At 70.5% G+C, this 19081-nt stretch carries 19 protein-coding genes; 14 read left to right on the top strand and 5 right to left on the bottom strand.

Annotated elements, in window-relative coordinates:
* Window positions 1–16 precede the first annotated feature (16 nt).
* On the bottom strand, window positions 17–367 hold the full coding sequence (locus ABZS64_RS09975; protein WP_355825753.1) for a helix-turn-helix transcriptional regulator: 351 nt from the start codon (window positions 365–367) through the stop codon (window positions 17–19).
* A 155-nt stretch (window positions 368–522) separates the two neighbouring features.
* Here ABZS64_RS09975 and ABZS64_RS09970 point away from each other — a divergent pair, with 155 nt between their 5' ends.
* Window positions 523–1014, top strand: a complete 492-nt coding sequence (locus ABZS64_RS09970) for an Lrp/AsnC family transcriptional regulator (RefSeq protein ID WP_355825750.1) — start codon at window positions 523–525, stop codon at window positions 1012–1014.
* 128 nt (window positions 1015–1142) lie between these two features.
* Window positions 1143–1955 (top strand): dimethylargininase, encoded by an 813-nt coding sequence (gene ddaH, locus ABZS64_RS09965; RefSeq protein WP_355825747.1) that lies wholly within the window; start codon window positions 1143–1145, stop codon window positions 1953–1955.
* A 36-nt stretch (window positions 1956–1991) separates the two neighbouring features.
* Here the strand turns inward: ddaH and ABZS64_RS09960 are convergent, their stop codons facing one another.
* Complete coding sequence (locus ABZS64_RS09960; protein WP_355825745.1) at window positions 1992–2900, bottom strand: LysR family transcriptional regulator; 909 nt, start codon at window positions 2898–2900, stop codon at window positions 1992–1994.
* Window positions 2901–2987: 87 nt separating this feature from the next.
* Between ABZS64_RS09960 and ABZS64_RS09955 the strand changes: the two genes are divergently transcribed.
* The 10 genes from ABZS64_RS09955 to ABZS64_RS09910 all read left to right on the top strand — a co-directional run bounded on the left by ABZS64_RS09955 (window position 2988) and on the right by ABZS64_RS09910 (window position 13374).
* Window positions 2988–4496 carry an amino acid decarboxylase gene (locus ABZS64_RS09955; protein WP_355825743.1) on the top strand — a complete coding sequence of 503 codons (1509 nt, stop codon included), beginning with the start codon at window positions 2988–2990 and terminating at the stop codon, window positions 4494–4496.
* 30 nt (window positions 4497–4526) lie between these two features.
* Window positions 4527–5483 (top strand): ABC transporter substrate-binding protein, encoded by a 957-nt coding sequence (locus tag ABZS64_RS09950; protein WP_355825740.1) that lies wholly within the window; start codon window positions 4527–4529, stop codon window positions 5481–5483.
* A 117-nt stretch (window positions 5484–5600) separates the two neighbouring features.
* Window positions 5601–6476, top strand: a complete 876-nt coding sequence (locus tag ABZS64_RS09945) for an amino acid ABC transporter permease (protein WP_355826058.1) — start codon at window positions 5601–5603, stop codon at window positions 6474–6476.
* A 5-nt stretch (window positions 6477–6481) separates the two neighbouring features.
* Window positions 6482–7234: an amino acid ABC transporter ATP-binding protein gene (locus ABZS64_RS09940; protein WP_355826055.1), complete on the top strand. Its 753-nt coding sequence runs from the start codon at window positions 6482–6484 to the stop codon at window positions 7232–7234.
* Between the two features lie 110 nt (window positions 7235–7344).
* On the top strand, window positions 7345–8424 hold the full coding sequence (locus ABZS64_RS09935; RefSeq protein ID WP_355825737.1) for an NADH:flavin oxidoreductase/NADH oxidase: 1080 nt from the start codon (window positions 7345–7347) through the stop codon (window positions 8422–8424).
* A gap of 256 nt (window positions 8425–8680) precedes the next feature.
* Entirely contained in the window at window positions 8681–9436 is a 756-nt protein-coding gene (locus ABZS64_RS09930) for an SDR family oxidoreductase (RefSeq protein WP_355825734.1), read from the top strand.
* 125 nt (window positions 9437–9561) lie between these two features.
* Entirely contained in the window at window positions 9562–10647 is a 1086-nt protein-coding gene (locus ABZS64_RS09925; RefSeq protein ID WP_355825731.1) for an exo-alpha-sialidase, read from the top strand.
* 35 nt (window positions 10648–10682) lie between these two features.
* Window positions 10683–11360, top strand: a complete 678-nt coding sequence (locus tag ABZS64_RS09920) for a uracil-DNA glycosylase (protein ID WP_355825729.1) — start codon at window positions 10683–10685, stop codon at window positions 11358–11360.
* Entirely contained in the window at window positions 11357–12358 is a 1002-nt protein-coding gene (locus tag ABZS64_RS09915; RefSeq protein WP_355825727.1) for a BadF/BadG/BcrA/BcrD ATPase family protein, read from the top strand. Before ABZS64_RS09920 ends, ABZS64_RS09915 begins: the two co-directional genes overlap by 4 nt.
* Window positions 12359–12453: 95 nt before the next feature.
* Window positions 12454–13374: a hypothetical protein gene (locus ABZS64_RS09910; protein WP_355825724.1), complete on the top strand. Its 921-nt coding sequence runs from the start codon at window positions 12454–12456 to the stop codon at window positions 13372–13374.
* A gap of 104 nt (window positions 13375–13478) precedes the next feature.
* Here ABZS64_RS09910 and ABZS64_RS09905 read toward each other — a convergent pair whose 3' ends face one another.
* From ABZS64_RS09905 to ABZS64_RS09895, 3 genes are all read right to left on the bottom strand, one after another.
* The gene (locus ABZS64_RS09905; RefSeq protein ID WP_355825722.1) at window positions 13479–14528 is read right to left on the bottom strand and encodes a lactonase family protein; all 1050 of its coding nucleotides are present in this window, start codon (window positions 14526–14528) and stop codon (window positions 13479–13481) included.
* Window positions 14529–14587: 59 nt separating this feature from the next.
* Window positions 14588–15742, bottom strand: coding sequence for a nitric oxide synthase oxygenase (locus ABZS64_RS09900; protein ID WP_355825720.1), 1155 nt, complete (start codon window positions 15740–15742; stop codon window positions 14588–14590).
* Between the two features lie 219 nt (window positions 15743–15961).
* A complete protein-coding gene (locus ABZS64_RS09895) occupies window positions 15962–17464 on the bottom strand; it encodes an FUSC family protein (protein WP_355826053.1) in 1503 nt (500 codons plus the stop codon).
* 273 nt (window positions 17465–17737) lie between these two features.
* Between ABZS64_RS09895 and ABZS64_RS09890 the strand changes: the two genes are divergently transcribed.
* Window positions 17738–18220, top strand: a complete 483-nt coding sequence (locus tag ABZS64_RS09890; protein WP_355825717.1) for an Lrp/AsnC family transcriptional regulator — start codon at window positions 17738–17740, stop codon at window positions 18218–18220.
* Window positions 18221–18245: 25 nt separating this feature from the next.
* The gene (locus ABZS64_RS09885) at window positions 18246–18935 is read left to right on the top strand and encodes an HAD family phosphatase (RefSeq protein WP_355825714.1); all 690 of its coding nucleotides are present in this window, start codon (window positions 18246–18248) and stop codon (window positions 18933–18935) included.
* Window positions 18936–19081 lie beyond the last annotated feature (146 nt).

Raw genomic sequence — 19081 nt, 5'->3', positions numbered from 1 at the left:
CCGGGTTCGGGCCGGCCTACTCGTCGCCGTGGCGTTCCGCCTGGCCTGTCGCCGCCGCGAGGATGCTGTCCAGCAGGCCGGGGAAAAGCGCGTCCAGGTCCTCGCGGCGCAGGCCGTTCTTCTTGGCCGTGCCCTGGTAGATCTGCTGGATCACGCCGTTCTCGCGCAGCACGCGGAAGTGGTGCGTGGTCGTCGACTTGGTGACGGGAAGGTCGAAGTACGAACAGGACAGGGGCCCCTCGGCGGTGGCGAGCTCGCGGACCACCTGCAGCCGCATGGGATCGGCGAGTGCGTGGAGCACACCCTCCAGGCGGATCTCGTCGCGCGTGGGGTGAGCGAGCACGCGGGGGCTTGTCGCGGTGGTCACGGCGGCTCCACTTCGTCGGGGCCTCCATTGTACGAGACCTTTCGTAGTTTGACACTCGCCGTAATACGATTGATCTCGTACGAGCCCGAGGCCAGAGCCGCGCAGGCGCCACGCGGTGGCGGGTGACAGGATCACCGCGAACAAAGGAGCTGCCCATGTCCCGGCGCGGAGCTGACCTGGACGAACTCGACCGCAAGATCATCGCCGCCCTGATGGCCGACGCGCGGGCGAGCCTCCGGGAGATCGGCGTGTCGATCGGCCTGTCGGCGCCCGCGGTCAAACGCCGGGTCGACCGATTGCGGGAGCAAGAGGTGATCACCGGTTTCACCACGGTGGTGAAGCCCTCGGCGCTGGGCTGGCACACCGAGGCATACGTGGAGGTGTTCTGCGACGACGCCGCTCCGCCGAGGAGGCTGGCGGAGGTGGTCCGCAGTCACCCCGAGATCCAGTCGGCCGTCACCGTCACGGGCCGGGCCGACGCGATCCTGCACATCAGGGCGCTGGATGTGGCGCACTTCGAAGACGTCCTCGAACGGATCCGGTCCGAGTCCTTCGTGAAGGCCACCAACAGCTTCATCGTGCTCACTCACCTCCTGCCGGGCAGCCCCGAGGCCGGATCCGGACGCATCTCACCGGAGATGACGTAACAAGTGGTGGGTCCGAGCCCCGGAAACGCAACATAGTTGTCCCTGCACGCAAGTCATTCGTCTTGTCGCTGTGCGTCACCCTCCCTAGCGTTGAAGGCATCCCCCCGCCCTATGAAAGGAAGCCGAGGATGCCGTCCATCCGAACTGCGAAGCAGCGCCGGTATCTTGTCTGCCCCCCGGAGCACTTCGACGTCCGGTACGCCATCAACCCCTGGATGACTTCACAGGAACCGGTCGACGTCGCGCTGGCCCATAAGCAGTGGGACGCTCTCGTATCCCTGTATCGCGAGCTGGGTCATGTCGTCGAGACGATGGAGCCCGTCGCCGATCTTCCCGACATGGTGTTCGCGGCCAATTCGGCGCTCGTAATGGACGGCCGGGCATTCGGCGCGCAATTCCACGCACCTGAGCGGCAGCCGGAGGCTGCGCACTACCGGACCTGGTTCGAAAGCGCCGGTTTCGAGACCCTCGTTCCGTCCCATACCTGCGAAGGGGAAGGGGACTTCACCCCGGTCGGCGGCTTCATTCTCGCCGGTACGGGCTTCCGTACGCTCCCGGCGGCCCATCACGAGGCCCAGGAATTCTTCGGCACGCCGACGGTGAGCCTGCACCTCGTCGATCCGCATTTCTACCATCTGGACACGGCGCTCTTCGCTCTCGACGACAGCAACATCGCCTACTATCCGGGCGCTTTCTCGGCGGGGAGCCAGAAGGTCCTGGAGAAGCTCTTCCCCAACGCCGTCATATCCACCAGGCAGGACGCACTGGCCTTCGGGCTCAACTCCATCTCCGACGGCCGCCATGTGGTGATGGCGCAGGACGCGACGGGCCTCATCGAGAACGTCGCAGCGCACGGTTACGAGCCCATTCCGGTGGATCTCTCGGAGTTCCGCAAGGCGGGCGGCGGGGCGAAGTGCTGCACCCAGGAGATCCGCGCGTAGCGGTCAACTCCTCTGTCCTTACGGCGCGTTCCGGGCCTACCAGGCCGACCGGATACGCGCCGACTCGGCGCGCAGTGCGGTAAGCAGCTGCTCCGCACTGCGCGCCGCCGTCGCATGGAGCATCGCGACCCCGATCTGCCGCGCCAGCGGCGGGCCCGCGACAGGCCGTACGGCGATGTCCGGACGGGCATTGCTCAGCCCCAGCCGCGGGGCGAGCGCGACGCCGATCCCGGCGGCCACGAAACCCTGCATCACCGCGTAGTCGTCCGTTCGCATCCCGTGCACGGGCTCGAAGCCGTGCTGGGCGCAGGCCCACGAGAGCACACGGTCACAGGGGTCCCAGTCCGTTGTCCCCATGATCCATTTGTCGTCCTTCAGGGAGTCGAGCGGGACCTGTTCCAGGGCGGCGTGCGGATGATCGGCCGGCAGCACGAGGAGCAAGGGGTCTTCGAGGAGCGGGTGGACCGTGAACTCCTCGTCCAGATCGAGGCGGTCGCCCGGCTGGGAGAAGACGAGCGACACATGCAGCTCACGCTCGCGCAGCCCACGCAGCAGCTCGGGCAGCTCGCCCTCGGTCAGCGAGACATGCACCCCCGCCTCGTGGAGAGTCCTGACCGCGGGCGGCAGCAGCAGCGCGCCCGCCGTGGGGAACGTCCCGACGCGCAGGGCGGTGGCGCCGTGCGTCACCATGTCGCGGGTCTCGCGCTCGGCGAGCAGCACCCGCTCCAGGATGGCCTCGGCATGCGGCAGCAGGGCCTCCCCCACTTCGGTGAGCGCCGTGCCGCGCGGCCCCCGGTAGACCAGCCGCGCGTCGAAGTGCGCCTCAAGGGTGGTGAGGTGGTGGGCGATCGTCGGGTGGCTGTAGTGCAGGGATCGCGCGGCCGCCGCGAGCGAGCCCTCCCGCGCGATGGCCCGCAGTACCTGGAGATGGCGGAGCTCGAACACCGGAGTACCTAGCTGTAGAAGTTCCCTGTACATCTACAGATAACTGAAGCCTTCTGCTTAGTCCAGAGGGCTGTCACTGTCTCCGGCATGACCACGAGTACCGCTCTCCCGGCCACCCGCCGCCGCCCGACCGAGGCGCAGCTCGGCGCACCGTACGCCGAGGCCCTCAGCGCCTTCGCCGAGACCGACTGGCTGCGGCTCAACGTCCCCGGGCACAGCGCCGCCCCGCAGCGCTTCGGCGCGCTGGCCGGTCTTGTGGGCACGGCACCGCTGGCGCTCGACGTCCCTCCGCTGCTCGACGGAATCGACCTCGGGCCGGGCAGCCCGCTGGACCGCGCACTCGTCCTGGCTGCCGAGGCCTGGGGAGCCCGGCGCACCTGGTTTCTCACCAATGGGGCCTCGCAGGGCAATCGCATGGCCACCCTGGTGTCGCGGGCCCTCGGCGAGACGCTTGTCGTCCAGCGCAGCGTGCACTCCAGCGTGATCGACGGCCTGGTGTTCTCGGGCCAGAAGGCCGCGTTCGTCCAGCCGTCTGTGGACGCCTCGCTCGGCATCGCCCACGGCATCACCGCCGACGATCTCGCCGCGACGCTCGCCGCCCACCCCGACGCGGCAGCCGCGTATGTCGTGACACCCAGCTACTTCGGGGCGGTCGCCGATGTGCCTGCCCTCGTGGAGGTCGCACACCGGGCCGGCGTTCCGCTCATCGTCGACCAGGCGTGGGGCGCCCACTTCGGTTTCCACCCGGCCCTGCCCGCCAACGCCCTCGCGCAGGGTGCGGACATCGTCATCTCCAGCACGCACAAGCTCGGTGGAAGTCTGACGCAGTCCGCGATGCTGCATCTGGCCGACGGGCCGTTCGCGGATGTGCTGGAGCCTCTCGTCGACCGCGTGTTCCGGCTGACCCAGTCGACGAGCGCCAGCTCCCTGCTCCTCGCCTCGCTGGACACCGCGCGGCAGACCCTGGTCAATGAGGCGGGCGCGATCTCCGCCTCCGTCGACGCGGCCGGCAACATGCGCGCCGCCGTGCATGCGACGGGCCGGTTCTCGGTGGTCAGCGACGACTTCGGGCGCTTCGCCGACATCGCCGCCGCCGATCCGCTGCGCGTCGCGATCAACACCCGGTCCGGCGGGATCTCCGGCCATGAGGCGCGCTGGCAGCTCATGAAGCACCATCGCATCCTCGTGGAGGTGGCGACCGACGCGGCGATCGTGGCGGTGGTCGGCGCGGGCTCCGCCCCCGACGCCGAGCGCTTCGCACAGGCCCTCCACGCGCTTCCGGACGATCTCGTCCACTCCGCGGAACCACTGCGGCTGCGCCTGCCCGACCCGGGCCCGGTCCGTATGACCACCCGCGATGCGTTCCTCTCCCCCAGCCGTGCCGTGCCCGCCGCTCAGGCCGTCGGCCGTATCTCCGCCGACACCCTGGCCGCCTATCCGCCCGGCATCCCCAATGTGCTCCCCGGCGAGGTCATCACCCCCGAGCTCGTCGATTTCTTGCACCGCACTGTCGCCGCACCCACGGGACACGTACGAGGCGCGGCAGACCCCGATCTGGCCACCTTCCGCGTCGTCGACACCCCCGCACACAGCTGAGACCGCAACCACCTCAGGAGGACCCCAACCATGCCCGCACGAGAAATACGCCGCCCGGTTTCCTGTCGGCCCCGGACCCTTGCCGTCGCCTGCGCGACACTCGCCGCCGGGCTGCTGCTCGGCGCCTGCGGAGACCAGACCAAGGGCACCACGGCGGCCAACGCGGCCCAGGGGCAGTCGGCGCCCCTTTTCTCTCAGCTGCCGAAGCCGATTCAGGCCTCCAAGGTCATCAGGGTCGGCTCCGACATCGCGTACCCGCCGGTCGAGTTCAAGGACAAGACCGGTGAGACCGTCGGCATCGATCCGGATCTGGCGGACGCGATGGGCAAGCAGCTCGGTGTGAAGTTCGTGTTCGAGAACGCGACCTTCGACACGCTGCTCACGGGTCTGCGGTCCAAGCGGTACGACATCGCCATGTCCGCGATGTCCGACACCAAGGACCGGCAGAACGGCGTCGACGCGACGACCAAGAAGAAGGTCGGCGAGGGTGTCGACTTCGTCGACTACTTCACGGCCGGTGTCTCGGTCTACACCGGCAAGGGCAAGGACCTGGGCATCAAGACCTGGTCGGACCTGTGCGGCAAGAAGGTCGTCGTACAGCGCGGCACCGTCTCCCACGACCTGGCCAAGGCCCAGTCGGCGAAGTGCCAGGCCGGCCGGCAGCTCGCCATCGAGGCCTTCGACAACGACCAGCAGGCCCAGACCCGGCTGCGCAGCGGCGGTGCCGACGCCGGGGCCTCCGACTTCCCCGTCGCCGCGTACGCCGTGCAGACCTCGGGCGGCGGCCAGGACTTCCAGCTCGTCGGCGAGCAGGTGTCGGCGGCTCCGTACGGCATCGCTGTCGCCAAGTCCAACACCCAGCTGCGGGACGCGCTCGTGGCCGCCCTCGACGCGGTCATCAAGAACGGCGAGTACGCAAAGGTCATCTCGAAGTGGGGCGTCGAGGACGGCGCGGTGACTCAGAGCAGGACCAACGGCGGCTCCTGAGCCCGCGCACCTCCCTGTCAGCCTGCCTCCGTGAAAGGCACCCTCGTGTCCGTCCATTTCGACAAGGCGTCCCCGGCCGGTTCCGCGCCGCCGGGGCCGGCCGCCGCACTCCACCAGATCAAGGCCGTCCCGATCCGCCACTACGGCCGCTTTGTCTCCGCCCTCGCCACCGTCGCCGCCCTCGTCTCGATCGTCTACGCCTTCAGCCAGGGAGCGATCAACTGGGCAGCGGTACCGGACTACTTCTTCGACGACCGCATCGTCAAGGGCGTCGGCCAGACCCTGTTGCTGACCGTCGTGTCGATGCTGACCGGCGTGGCCGGCGGCCTGCTCCTCGCCGTGATGCGTCTGTCGAAGAACCCGGTGACCTCCTCCATCGCCTGGTTCTACATCTGGTTCTTCCGCGGGACCCCGGTCCTGGTCCAGCTGATGGTCTGGTTCAACCTGGGTCTGGTCTTCGAGTACATGAACCTCGGACCCCTCTACAAGGACTACTGGTCCAGCTTCATGACGCCGTTCCTGACGGCGCTGCTGGGCCTGGGGCTCAACGAGGCCGCGTACATGGCGGAGATCTGCCGCGCCGGTCTGCTCTCGGTCGACGAGGGCCAGACCGAGGCCTCGCACGCGCTCGGCATGAGCCACGCCAGGACGCTGCGCCGGATCGTGGTGCCCCAGGCGATGCGTGTGATCGTGCCGCCGACCGGCAACGAGGTCATCAACATGCTGAAGACGACCTCGCTGGTCTCCGCCGTTCAGTACTACGAACTCCTGCGGTACTCCCAGGACATCGGGCAGACATCCGGAGCACCGGTGGAGATGCTCTTCCTCGCCGCCGCCTGGTATCTGATCCTCACCTCGGTGCTGTCCGTCGGCCAGTACTACATCGAGCGGTACTACGCGCGCGGCTCCACGCGCAGCCTCCCGTCCACCCCGTACCAGAAGCTCAAGGCCGCTCTGCTGTCGACAGGCCGTCCGAAGGGAGGCCTCGCATGAGCGCCATGGTGAAGGCGGAGGGCGTCCACAAGTCCTACGGCGCGGCGCACATCCTCAAGGGCATCGACCTGGAGGTCGCTCCGCGCGAAGTGTTCTGTCTGATCGGCCCCTCCGGTTCCGGCAAGTCGACGTTCCTGCGATGCATCAACCACCTGGAGCAGATCAACGTCGGACGGCTGTCGGTCGACGGCGAACTGGTCGGTTACCGACAGAAGGGCGACAAGCTGTACGAGCTCAAGGACAGCGAAGTCGCCCTCAAACGGCGCGACATCGGCATGGTCTTCCAGCGCTTCAACCTCTTCCCGCACATGTCGGCCATCGAGAACGTGATGGAGGCACCGGTACAGGTGCGCGGCGAGTCGAAAGCGGCGGCCAGGGAGCGGGCCGGGCGTCTGCTCGACCGGGTCGGCCTGGCCGACAAGGCCAGGAACTACCCGTCCCAGCTCTCCGGCGGCCAGCAGCAGCGCGTCGCCATCGCCCGCGCGCTGGCGATGGAGCCGAAACTGATGCTCTTCGACGAGCCGACCTCCGCGCTCGACCCGGAACTGGTGGGTGACGTCCTGGATGTCATGCGGAGTCTGGCCGAGGACGGCATGACCATGATCGTCGTCACCCACGAGATGGGCTTCGCCCGCGAAGTCGGCGACGCCCTGGTGTTCATGGACGACGGCGTGGTGGTCGAGGCGGGCCACCCCCGCGAGGTCCTGTCCAACCCGCAGCACGACCGCACCAAGTCGTTCCTCTCGAAGGTTCTCTGAGCCAGGGGCCCGGTGGCGTCTTGTACGAGACTTCTCGTAGTTTGACACCCCCCGTACTACGATGGGTATCGTACGAGACATAACCGGGTCCCGCCTCGATTGGAGTCGCCGTGAGCGCGCTGTTCCAGCCCTACACCCTGCGATCGCTGACCATCCCCAACCGCGCCTGGATGGCGCCGATGTGCCAGTACTCGGCAGAGGTGTCCGGGCAGGACGCCGGCGCCCCGAACGACTGGCACTTCGCCCACTACGCCGCCCGCGCCGCCGGCGGTACGGGACTGATCCTCACCGAGGCGACCGCGGTCAGCCCCGAGGGCCGGATCAGCCCCGCCGACCTGGGTATCTGGAACGACACCCAGGTCGAGGCATTCCGCCGGATCACCTCCTTCCTGCGGAGCCAGGGCACCGTCCCCGGAATTCAGCTGGCGCACGCCGGCCGCAAGGCATCGACCGACCGCCCCTGGAAGGGCGGCGGACCGGTGGGCGCCGACGAGCACGGCTGGCAGCCGGTCGGGCCCAGCCCGCTGCCGTTCGACGAGGGACACCACGTGCCCACCGAGCTGACGGTTGCTCAGATAGCGGAGATCACCGGGCAGTTCGCGGACGCTGCCCGCCGGGCGCTGGACGCCGGCTTCGACATCGCCGAGATCCACGGTGCGCACGGCTATCTGATCGGCGAGTTCCTCTCGCCTCACAGCAACAAGCGCGAGGACGAATACGGCGGCTCCTTCGAGAACCGCGCACGCTTCGCCCTGGAGGTCGTCGACGCGGTGCGCGCGGTATGGCCCGAGGAGCTGCCGCTCTTCTTCCGTATCTCCGCCACCGACTGGCTGGAGGAGGCGGGATGGACGGCCGACGACACGGTCCGCTTCGCCTCGCTGCTCAAGGAGCACGGCGTCGACCTGCTCGACGTCTCCACCGGCGGCAACGCCCCGCGGGTCCGCATCCCGACCGGCCCGGGCTACCAGGTGCCGTTCGCCGCGCGGGTGAAGGCGGAGACGGGACTCCCGGTCGCCGCGGTCGGCATGATCACGGATGCCGAGCAGGCGCAGAAGATCCTCGCCAATGGCGAGGCCGACGCCGTGCTGCTCGGCCGCGAACTGCTGCGCAACCCGTTCTGGGCGCGGCACGCGGCCCGCGAGCTCGGCGGCGAGGTCCATGTTCCCGAGCAGTACCACCGCTCCGTCTGAGCATCGATACGCACCGATCCGCCTGAGCACCGAAACACGCATCGAGTCCGAGGGGCAGCGCGGGTTCGTCGCTCGACGCCGCGCGCGAGGCAGGTGTCCCCGCGCTTCCCTGGCTCGCGCTGCTCGTACTCGGGCTCGGCTGCGCCGCCGCGCTGCGAAGCCTGAACAGCTCCGGCAGGCTCGCCCAGGCCGCACCGATGAGTTCCGGGGCCCGGGCCGGTCTGCACTGAGTACGTGCGTACCAAGGAGGCACATCGTGCTGCTCGAGAACAGGAACGCTGTCATCTACGGAGGGGGCGGCGCGATCGGCGGGGCGGTGGCCCGCGCCTTCGCCCGCGAGGGAGCCCGCGTCCATCTCGCAGGACGCACCCGCAAGAGCCTGGAGGAAGTGGCCGAATCCATCCGTGCCGCGGGCGGTCGGGCCGAGACGGACCAGGTCGACGCCCTCGACGAGGGGGCGGTCGAACGGCACGCCGACGCCGTGGCCGAGCGGGCCGGGAGCCTCGACATCTCCTTCAACCTCATCTCGTACGAGGATGTCCAGGGGACGCCGATCGCCGAGATGACCCTCGCGGACTTCGAGCAGCCGGTGCACAACGCCGTACGCACGATGTTCCTCACCTCCAGGGCCGCGGCACGGCACATGATCCGGCAGAAGTCCGGTGTGATCCTCGCCTTCGGCGGCTACGGCGACCCGCCGCGCAACCACTTCGTGGGCGGCCTCCAGGTCGCGTTCGGCGCCATGGAGTACCTCCGCCGGAATCTGGCCGCCGAACTGGGCCCGCACGGCATCCGCGTCCTCACGCTCCAGACGGGCGGCGTGCCCGAGACGATCCCCGAGGGCTTCGAGTGGGGCAAGACGATCACCGAGGAGATCGCGGGGCAGACCCTGCTGGGGCGGGCGGCCTCGCTGGAGGACGTCGGCAATGCGGCCGTCTTCGCGGCCTCGGACATGGCCCGCTCGATGACGGCCACAGCCCTCAACATCACCTGCGGCTCGGTCGTCGACTGAAAGCCCCTCGCTCCCACCTTCCCAACCCGGCTGACCTGCACGAAGCCCCGCCCACGGGCCACTGTCAGTGGGCAGGTGCAGACTGGCCCGTATCCGCGACAGAGTCGTCCTGGAGGCACAAGGCCATGACCGATGTACTTCTGACCGTAGGCACTCGAAAAGGGCTCTTCATCGGCCGCAGGCGCGGCGGCACATGGGAGTTCGACGGCCCGCACTTCAATGCGCAGGCCGTGTACTCGATCGGGATCGACACGCGCCGAGCCGTGCCCCGGCTGCTGGTCGGCGGGGACAGCGCGCACTGGGGTCCTTCGGTCTTCCACTCCGACGATCTCGGCAAGACCTGGATCGAGCCGCCGAAGCCGGCCGTGAAGTTCCCCAAGGACACGGGCGCATCGCTGGAGCGCGTCTGGCAGCTGCATCCGGCAGGACCCGCCGCGCCGGATGTGGTGTACGCGGGCACGGAGCCCGCCGCACTGTTCCGCTCGGACGACGGCGGCGAGACCTTCGAGCTCGTACGGCCGCTGTGGGAGCACCCCACCCGCTCGAAGTGGGTGCCGGGCGGCGGCGGTGAGGCGGTGCACACGGTGGTGACCGACCGCCGGGACCCGGAGTCCGTGACGGTCGCCGTGTCGACGGCCGGGGTGTTCCGCTCCACGGACGGCGGCGCGAGCTGGGCGCCGTCCAATCAGGGGGTGCAGGCAGTCTTCCTGCCCGACCCCAACCCGGAGTTCGGCCAGTGCGTCCACAAGATCGCGCAGGACGCGGGCGATCTGAACCGGCTGTATCTGCAGAACCACTGGGGTGTGTACCGCAGCGACGACGCGGGCGCCAAGTGGACCGACATCGGCGAGGGTCTGCCGTCCGACTTCGGCTTCGCCGTGGCCGCCCATCCGCACCGCCCCGACACGGCCTATGTCTTCCCGATCACGGCGGACGCGGACCGGGTGCCCGCCGGGCGTCGCTGTCGTGTCTACCGTACGAGTGACGCGGGCCGCAGCTGGGAGGCGCTGTCGGCCGGGCTTCCCGAGGGTGACCACTTCGGCACGGTGCTGCGGGACGCCCTGTGCACGGACGACGCCGATCCGGCGGGCGTGTACTTCGGCAATCGCAACGGCGAGATGTACGCCAGCGCAGATGACGGCGACAGCTGGCAGCTGCTCGCCTCGCATCTGCCGGATGTGCTCTGTGTGCGGGCGGTGGCCATGGCGTGAGACGGGGGCTCGCTGCACCAGTAGAGTGACGCCCCGTGGCAGCACGACCGTTGAAAGAAATCGTCGAGCCGGGCTGGGCTGACGCCCTCGCGCCGGTGGCCGAACGCATCGCCGCGATGGGCGACTTCCTGCGCGCGGAGATCGCCGCGGGACGCACCTATCTGCCGGCCGGACCGAATGTGCTGCGGGCCTTCCAGCAGCCTTTCGACGAGGTGCGTGTCCTGATCGTCGGTCAGGATCCGTATCCCACGCCCGGGCATGCGGTGGGGCTGAGCTTCTCGGTGGCGCCCGAGGTGCAGCCCGTACCCGGCAGCCTGGACAACATCTTCCGGGAGATGCACGCGGACCTGGGGCACTCCCGGCCGGCCAACGGCGACCTGACGCCCTGGACCCAGCAGGGGGTGCTGCTGCTCAACAGGGCGCTCACCACCGCGCCCCGCAAGCCCGCCGCCCACCGCGGCAAGGGCTGGGAGGAGGTCACCGAGCAGGCCATCCGGGCCCTCGCCGCGCGTGGCAAGCCGCTGGTGTCCGTCCTGTGGGGACGTGACGCCCGTAATCTGCGTCCGCTGCTCGGCGATCTTCCGGCGATCGAGTCCTCGCACCCCTCCCCGATGTCCGCCGACCGCGGCTTCTTCGGCTCCCGTCCGTTCAGCCGTACCAATGAACTCCTCGAACGCCAGGGGGCGCAGCCGGTCGACTGGCGGCTTCCGTGACCGACCGCCGCGGCAGCTGGGTGCTCGGGGTGGACTCCGGCGGCTCAGGGCTGCGTGCGGCGCTCGCCGACGCCGCCCACCCGCAGCGCGCGGAGACCGCCGCGTCACCCGAACCCGTACGCACGGGCAGCGGGGGCATCGACGCACAGCACCTGCTGGATCAGCTGCTGCCGATGGCGCGCACGCTGCTGGAACGGTCAGACGGCGGCTCCCTGTCCGCCGTCGCGATCGGCGCCGCGGGGATGGCGACGCTCGGCGGGCGCCTGCGTGCCGAACTGCCCGCGGCACTGGCCGAGTCACTGGGTGTACGGCGTCTTGCGCTTGCCGCCGACGCGGTCACGGCGTACACGGGGGCGCTCGGCCAGCGCCCCGGGGCCGTCGTCGCGGCAGGGACCGGCATGATCGCGACGGGCACGGATCTGCACGACTGGCACCGGGCGGACGGCTATGGTCATCTGCTGGGCGACTGCGGCGGCGGTGCGTGGATCGGCCGGGCCGGTCTGGAGGCCGCGCTGCGCGCACACGACGGGCGGCGCGGTGGTTCGCGTGCGCTGCTGACCAGGATGGAGTCGGTGTTCGGTCCGGCGCAGGAGCTGCCGGGACTGCTCTATCCGCGCTCCGACCGGCCCGCGGTGCTCGCCTCCTTCGCACCGGAGGTCGCCGGGTGCGCGGCGGACGGTGACGAGGTGTCCGCGGGCATCCTCGCGGCGGCCGCCCGGCATATCGCGGAAGCCGCCGCGGCCGTGTGCCCGCCGGCGTCGGAGGTTCCCGGAGGGCCCCAAGTCGCGCTCACCGGTGGCTTGTTGAGGCTGGGCGAACCTCTGCTTCTGCCGCTGAGGGCGGAGCTGGCCGGACAACTGCCGCATGCGCGGGAGGTGTCCGCGGCCGGTGATCCGCTCACCGGAGCGGTGCTCCTCGCGGCCGCGCTCGCCACAGATTCGCTGCTGCTGCCGCGCCATCCGACGATGCTGCACGTACCGACAGAGCAGGGCAGTTGATGCGTACTGCATTCATCGGATAAATGCGTACAGATAACACTTGACTGCCCCCTCCCCGAACAGTCGAGCAGACAAAACCAGTAGCATGCGGCGCCATGAGCTCCCCCACTGGGCCGGCATCCGGCCTGCCTGTACGAATGCCGCGACCCCGCCAGTCCGGGCGGCACCGCCGCCCGGAGCCCGTGGCGGCTCCCGAGGGTGCGCCCGCGCTGGTGCTCGCCGTTCCCGGCGCCCCCGCGCCCGCCACGCGCAGCCTGGCCGAAGAGGTCATAAGCATTGCCCGTTCCGAGCTGCCCGGCCTCGATGTCGGCATCGGCTACCTGGACGGCGACAACGTCGAGTACCCCACGCTCGAGACTGTCCTCGCCCAGACCGCCGCCCGGCGCACCGAGCGGTACGAGATCGCCAAGGCCGCGGGCCGTGAAGTGGCTGCGCCCGAAGGGCCCGCCGCCGTCGTGGTGCCGCTCCTCGCCGGTCCCGACAACGTCCTGATGCGCCGGATCCGCCAGGCCCTCATGGACAGCCGTGCCGCCGCCGAGCTGACCGATGTCCTCGGCCCGCACCCGCTGCTCGCCGAGGCCCTGCACGTCCGGCTCTCGGAGGCCGGCCTGGCGCGTGCCGACCGCGCCCGGCTGTTCACCGTGGCCACCGCCGCCGACGGCATCATCCTGGCCACGATCGGCGGCGACGAGGCCGTCCAGGCCGCCGGGATCACCGGCATGCTGCTGGCCGCGCGCCTCGCGGTGCCGGTGATGGCCGCCGCGCTCGACCACGAGGGCGCGGTCGGCGCGATCGCCGAGCAGCTGCGCGGTTCCGGCTCGGTGCAGCTCGCGCTGGCGCCGTATCTCGTCGGTCCCGAGCTGCCCGACGGCCTGCTCGACGCCGCCGCGAAGGAGGCCGGCTGCGCCGCCGCCGAGGCGCTGGGCGCCTATCCGGCGATCGGCAAGCTGGTGCTTTCGCAGTACGCGACCGCGCTGGGCATCAGCACGCAGCCGCAGGGTTCGCCCTCGCTCTGACGGTCTGCCGCAGTCACAGGGAAGGGCCCGCACCACTCGAACGGTGCGGGCCCTTCTCGGCACGAGGCTGCGGGTGCGGGTGCCGGTGCCGGTGCCGGTGCCGGTCAGGCGAAGATCACGCAGGAAGCCGCCGGGGCGGCCAGGGAGCCCGCCCTGTGCGGCACGCCTGTGTCCGGGTCGATGTCGAACCAGGTGACGTCCCCGGAGCGCTCGTTGGCGGCGTACAGCCTGCGTCCTGCCGGGTCCAGGGCCAGATCGCGCGGCCAGCGCCCCCCGCACGGCACGGTGGTGACCAGCTCCGCCGTCTCGCGGCTCTCGTCGAGCGCGAGGACAGCGATGCTGTCGTGGCCGCGGTTGGCGGTCCAGAGGTGGCGTCCGTCGTGCGAGACGACCACCTCGGAGGGATAGACGGGCCCTTCCACGCCGTCGGGCAGCACGGACGTCTCGCCGAGTGGTTCGAGCACACCGGCGTCCGCGTCCCAGCGGCAGACGGTGAGGGTCGGCTCCAGTTCGTTCAGCACATAGGCGTGGCTGCCCGCGGGGTGGAAGGCGAGATGACGCGGACCGGTCCCGGGGCGCAGCGCGGTCTCGCCGTGCAGCGACAGCTCGCCCGCCCCGGTGTCGAGTGCGCAGATCCGTACGCGGTCGGTGCCGAGGTCGACCGCGAGCACCCATCGCCCGGTGGGGTCGGGCAGCACGTGGTGCGCGTGTGGCCCGCGCTGGCGCTCCGGGTGGGGTCCCGTGCCCTCGTGCTGCAGGACGCCGGTGGCTGCGCCCGGCTCCCCGGCGCCCCCGATGGGAAGCACGCTGACGCTGCCGGAGCTGTAGTTGGCTGTCACCAGGTGGCCCGAGGCGAGTGCGAGATGGGTGGGGCCCTCGCCGCACACCGGGACTCTGGCGCCGATCGGCCTCGGTGAGGGGCCGTCGACGTCGAAGGCGGCCACCGCGCCCTCCTCCGTCTCGGAGACGGCGTAGAGGACCGTGCCGCCGGGCCCGGTCGCGAGCGCGAGATACGACGGGTCCGCGAGGGCGTCGCTCGCTCCCGTCTCGCTCAGCCCGCCGGTCTCCCCGTCGACGACTGCCGCGATGATCCCGCGGCCTCCGGCCGAGGTGAACGACCCGATGAATGCCCGCCCTACGCCTGTGTCGCCCACAGCGTCTCCCCTTCTCCGGCCTCTGATCGCTTGCTGCCGGGCCGACGGTAGCAGTCGGTCTAGACCAACTCCGGCGATCCGCCCCACTCGCCGCGGGCACGCGCCTGCGCCTCCGGGTGGTGCACATAGGCGGGGCGCCACTGGGTCGGGTCGTACGTCCGGTGGAAGACGGCGGTCGCGGACCCCGAGATCGGCGGCACGATCCACGACCAGTCGGCGCCCACGCCACGGCCTCGGCTCTCCTCGCGGTCCAGATGGGTCAGGAAGCGGCGCGATTCTGTGTGGTGGTCGGTGACGGTGACGCCCGCGCGGTCGAAGGAGTGCAGGACGGCGCGGTTCAGCTCGACCAGCGCCCGGTCCTTCCAGAGCGAGCGGTCGTTGGCGGTGTCGAGGCCCAGCCGTTCGGCGATGCGCGGGAGCAGGTCGTAGCGGTCGGTGTCGGCGAGATTGCGCGCGCCGATCTCGGTGCCCATGTACCAGCCGTTGAAGGGGGCCGCGGGGTAGCAGATCCCGCCGATCTCCAGGCACATGTTCGCGATCGCGGGTACGGCGTGCCAGCGCAGCCCCAGGTCCGCGTACCAGCTCTCCTCCGGGTGGTGCAGCTCCACTTCGAGTACGGCGTCGCGTGGCAGCTCGAAGAAGCGGGGCTTGCCGTCGCCGTCCTCGATGACGAGGGGCAGCAGATCGAAGGGCGTGCCGGGACCGCCCGCCCAGCCGAGCCGGAGTGCGAAGTCGGTCAGCCCGGCATTGCGCGGATCACCGACGGCGGGCCCGTGAGCGGAGCCGTAGCCCGCGTACCGTACGAGCTGCTCGTTCCAGATCCGCGGTCCTGGCCTGCCGGGCGCGTCCGGGGCGAACACCGTGATCAGGGGGCGGATGCGGCCACCGTTGGTGGCTTCCCGCAGGTGTTCCGCCGACTCGCGTGCCACGGCGTCGGCGTCCTCGATGTGACGGCGATCGCGTATGTGCAGGGAGCGCCAGTAGAGGCGGCCTATGCAGCGATTGCTGTTGCGCCAGGCGACCCGCGCGCCGTAGACGAGTTCGGCCCGGGTGTGACGGTACGTGCCGGTCCCCTCGATCTCCGCACGTACGGCGGCGATACGGGCTTCCGGGTCCCCAGCCGCCTCCTCCCGGTGAAAGAGCCGGATGAAGTCCTCGGCCTCTTCACGCAGTTCGCTGTCCGCGGTGAACGCGGGCGGCTCGGTGTGGCTCACCGGGCAGTGCGCCACGGGCGAGGGCGCCGGCTCCGGTCTTTCCTGACGCGCGCCGGTCCGGCGCAAGGATCTGAACAGAGACTTCCGCATGATGCGCACCTCCTGGGTCCCTCAGGACGTACGTGGATGCCGCTCTGGTTACCCCTTGAACACGGTGATCCACCCTGTGTGTGCCAGTGGAAATTGCCTCATTCAAGGGCCTTGTGTCTATGACCCAGGTCAGGCAGGCACAAGGGGGGCACGCGGCGAGGTACGCAGGGGCGCGTCGAGTTCGGCGAGCGCCTGCTCGAGTGCCTGGAGGTGCGTGAGTGCCGCCTCGGCCCCCGGGTGGTGCCGCGGCGCCGGTACGGAGTCGAGACGGACCCTGGTCTGCCGGGGGGCGGGCGGGACCAGCGCGTGCACGGCGCCTTCGACACGGCTGCACGCGGCGGCCAGCCGGGCGTCGTGGGAAGCGTCGGGGTCGGCGGCTACGGCGGTGAGTCCGCGCACCTCGCGCGCGCAGTCGTCGAGCAGCTCGATCACCTGGCGGGCGCGCGCCTTGCGGGCCCGCAGCGGGCTGAGCGGGTGGACGAGCGGGGCGAGGGAGAACCGTACGCGGCCGAGCAGCAGCTCCAGTTCGGCGGCGAGCGGCGCCGGGTCGGCCTGCTCGTCCCCGGCGAGACGGCGCGCCGCTGCCGTGGTGCAGCCGTGGACGCACTGCAGTGCCCGCCGGATCCAGGCGTCGGTCGCCGCATGGGTGGTCACGGGCAGAATCAGCGCGACACCGAGTGCCGCTCCGAGCGCGCCGACCGCCGTCTCCTGGAAGCGGAGCAGCAGCAGGCCGGGATGCAGGACGCCGAGGAGCCCGTACAGCAGTCCTGCCATGACGGTGACGAAGAACATCATCCAGCTGTAGGAGGGCGCGGCCGTGTAGAAGATCCCGAAGACGCAGACGGCGACCAGGGCCGCGGTGGGCGCGGGCGCGCCCGCGATCGGGATGGCGATCAGCAGACCCGCGGCGATTCCGGTGACCGTGCCGACGACCCGGCGGAAGCCGCGTACGAGGGTCTCGCCGCGGGATGCGGTGTTGACGAAGATCCACCAGGCGGTGCCGACGGCCCAGTAGAACCGGTCCGGCGAGATCAGCTGCCCGGCGGCCAGTGCGATGCCGCAGGCGAAGGTCGCCTGGAAGGCCTGCCGGGTGGTGGGGCGGGCCAGTCCGCGGCCGGGGAGGGGCGCGGGTGCGGCGGGCGGGGGCGTACGCCGCTCGATGCACCACAGCCCGAAGCGCACCGCCGAGGACGCGGTGACGGCCAGCGCCACCGCCCCGTACAGCTCCGGCAGCTGGGCCGGGACCGCGTGCAGGAACTGGGTGACGAAGAACATCATGAAGGCGAAGATCCCCAGCGCGTGTCCGCGCGGGCCCCAGCGCCTGGCGTAGACACCGCAGAAGACCACGGCCAGCCAGGCGGCGGCGCGCAGCAGCGGCTGTCCGTGCAGGGTGGTCGCAAGCGCGAGCACGGGGAAGCCCGCGGCGGGCAGAAGCGCGGTGGTGACCGCCTGGCGGCGCACCGTCGGGTCGCCGACGGTGAACAGGGCGAGCAGTGCGGCCAGGCCGCCGGTGATGGAGGCGATGAGGGAGAGCCCCACCAGCTCGGCGGCCGCGACCGCGAGACCGACGCCGAGCACGGCCCGCGCCGAGACACGCAGCCGCACGCGCCCCGGATCGGGCGCGACGAACATCCTCTTCACACCGGTCAGGCTCTTCACGACGGCCGTCCCGCCCCCCTTGCTGTTTCAACACCCTCTGCGGACACGCTCCGCGGAAAAGCTCCGCAGACATGGCAAAGGCGCCGCGGGTCCGGTCCGGCTCCGTCGCCGTTCCGGCGCTGCGCAGCGCCATCTCTCCTCAGAGGAAAGCACTACGGCGGACGCTGGCTCAACTCGATGGCTGGACGCTATGCCATTGGTACAGTGGCACTTGGAAATTTCGGACCAGCGGGAGGCCAACGGACCATGGCCGTGGACGCGCTCGACACCCGGATCCTGCGAGTGCTGATCGAGCAGCCGCGTACCAGCGTGCGCGAGTACGCCCGGATTCTCGGCATCGCGCGCGGCACCCTGCAGGCCCGGATCGACCGGATGGAGCGGGACGGCGTGATCACCGGCACCGGGCCGTATCTCTCCCCCGCCGCCCTGGGGCACCCGGTGCTCGCCTTCGTCCATATCGAGGTCACGCAGGGACACCTGGACGAGGTCGGCGACGCGCTCGCCGCCGTACCGGAGATCATCGAGGCCTTCTCGATCACCGGCGGCGGGGATCTGCTGACCCGGGTCGCCGCGCGGGACAACGGGCATCTGGAGGACGTCATCCAACGGCTCATCCAGCTGCCGGGCGTGGTGCGTACCCGCACCGAGATGGCCCTGCGCGAGCGCGTTCCGCACCGGCTGCTGCCCCTCGTCGAGTCGGTGGGCCGGGCGGCCGGCACATCACGGTGAGCCACGGCTTGGCATGCTGGAGCGCATGAGCAATTCGCGCACCCCTTCGGTCATCTTCGATCTCGACGGCACACTCGTGGACAGCGAGCCGAACTACTACGAGGCGGGGCGCAGGCTCCTGGCCGAGCACGGCGTGACGGACTTCAGCTGGGAGCACCACACACGGTTCATCGGCATCGGTACGCGGGAGACCCTGGAGATTCTGCGCGGGGAGTACGGGATAGAGGCCCCGGTCGACGAGCTGCTCGCCGGGAAGAACCGGAACTATCTGGAGCTGGCGCGCGCCTCGACGGGCGTCTTCCCCGAGATGCGGAAGTTCGTGGAGCTGCTGCACACCGACGGAGTGCCGATGGCGGTGGCCTCGGGCTCCTCCCGCGCCGCCATCGAGGCGGTGCTGGCAGGCACCGGCCTTGACGCGTTCATCCCCACGACCGTCTCGGCCGAGGAGGTCGCGCAGGGCAAGCCGGAGCCCGACATCTTCCTGGAGGCCGCGCGCCGTCTGGGGACCGTGCCCGCCGACTGCGTGGTGGTGGAGGACGCCGCTCCGGGCGCGACGGCGGCGCACGCGGCGGGCATGCGCTGCATCGCCGTTCCCTATGTCCCCAAGACTGCCGGGGATCCGGCGTTCCGGGCGGCGGGGCTGCTCTTCGCGGGCGGGCAGAGCGAGTTCACGGCGCGGGCGGCGTACGACTGGCTTCGTCCGACGCACGCCTGATACGGCGGCCGCCTCGGATGCGGTGTCAGCCGAGGAAGATGTGGTGTCAGCCGAGGAACGAGAGCCGCACCTAGGGCCTGTCGTTCGGATCTTGCCGGGTTCGCGTGCCCTGGCCGTCGGGGTTGCCCCCACGCCATCCTCCTGAT

The organism is Streptomyces sp. NPDC005408, assembly GCF_040606445.1.
In the GTDB taxonomy this organism is placed as follows: domain Bacteria; phylum Actinomycetota; class Actinomycetes; order Streptomycetales; family Streptomycetaceae; genus Streptomyces.
Note: the sequence above shows the minus strand (reverse complement) of the source record. Positions and strands in the feature narration are given on the sequence as shown.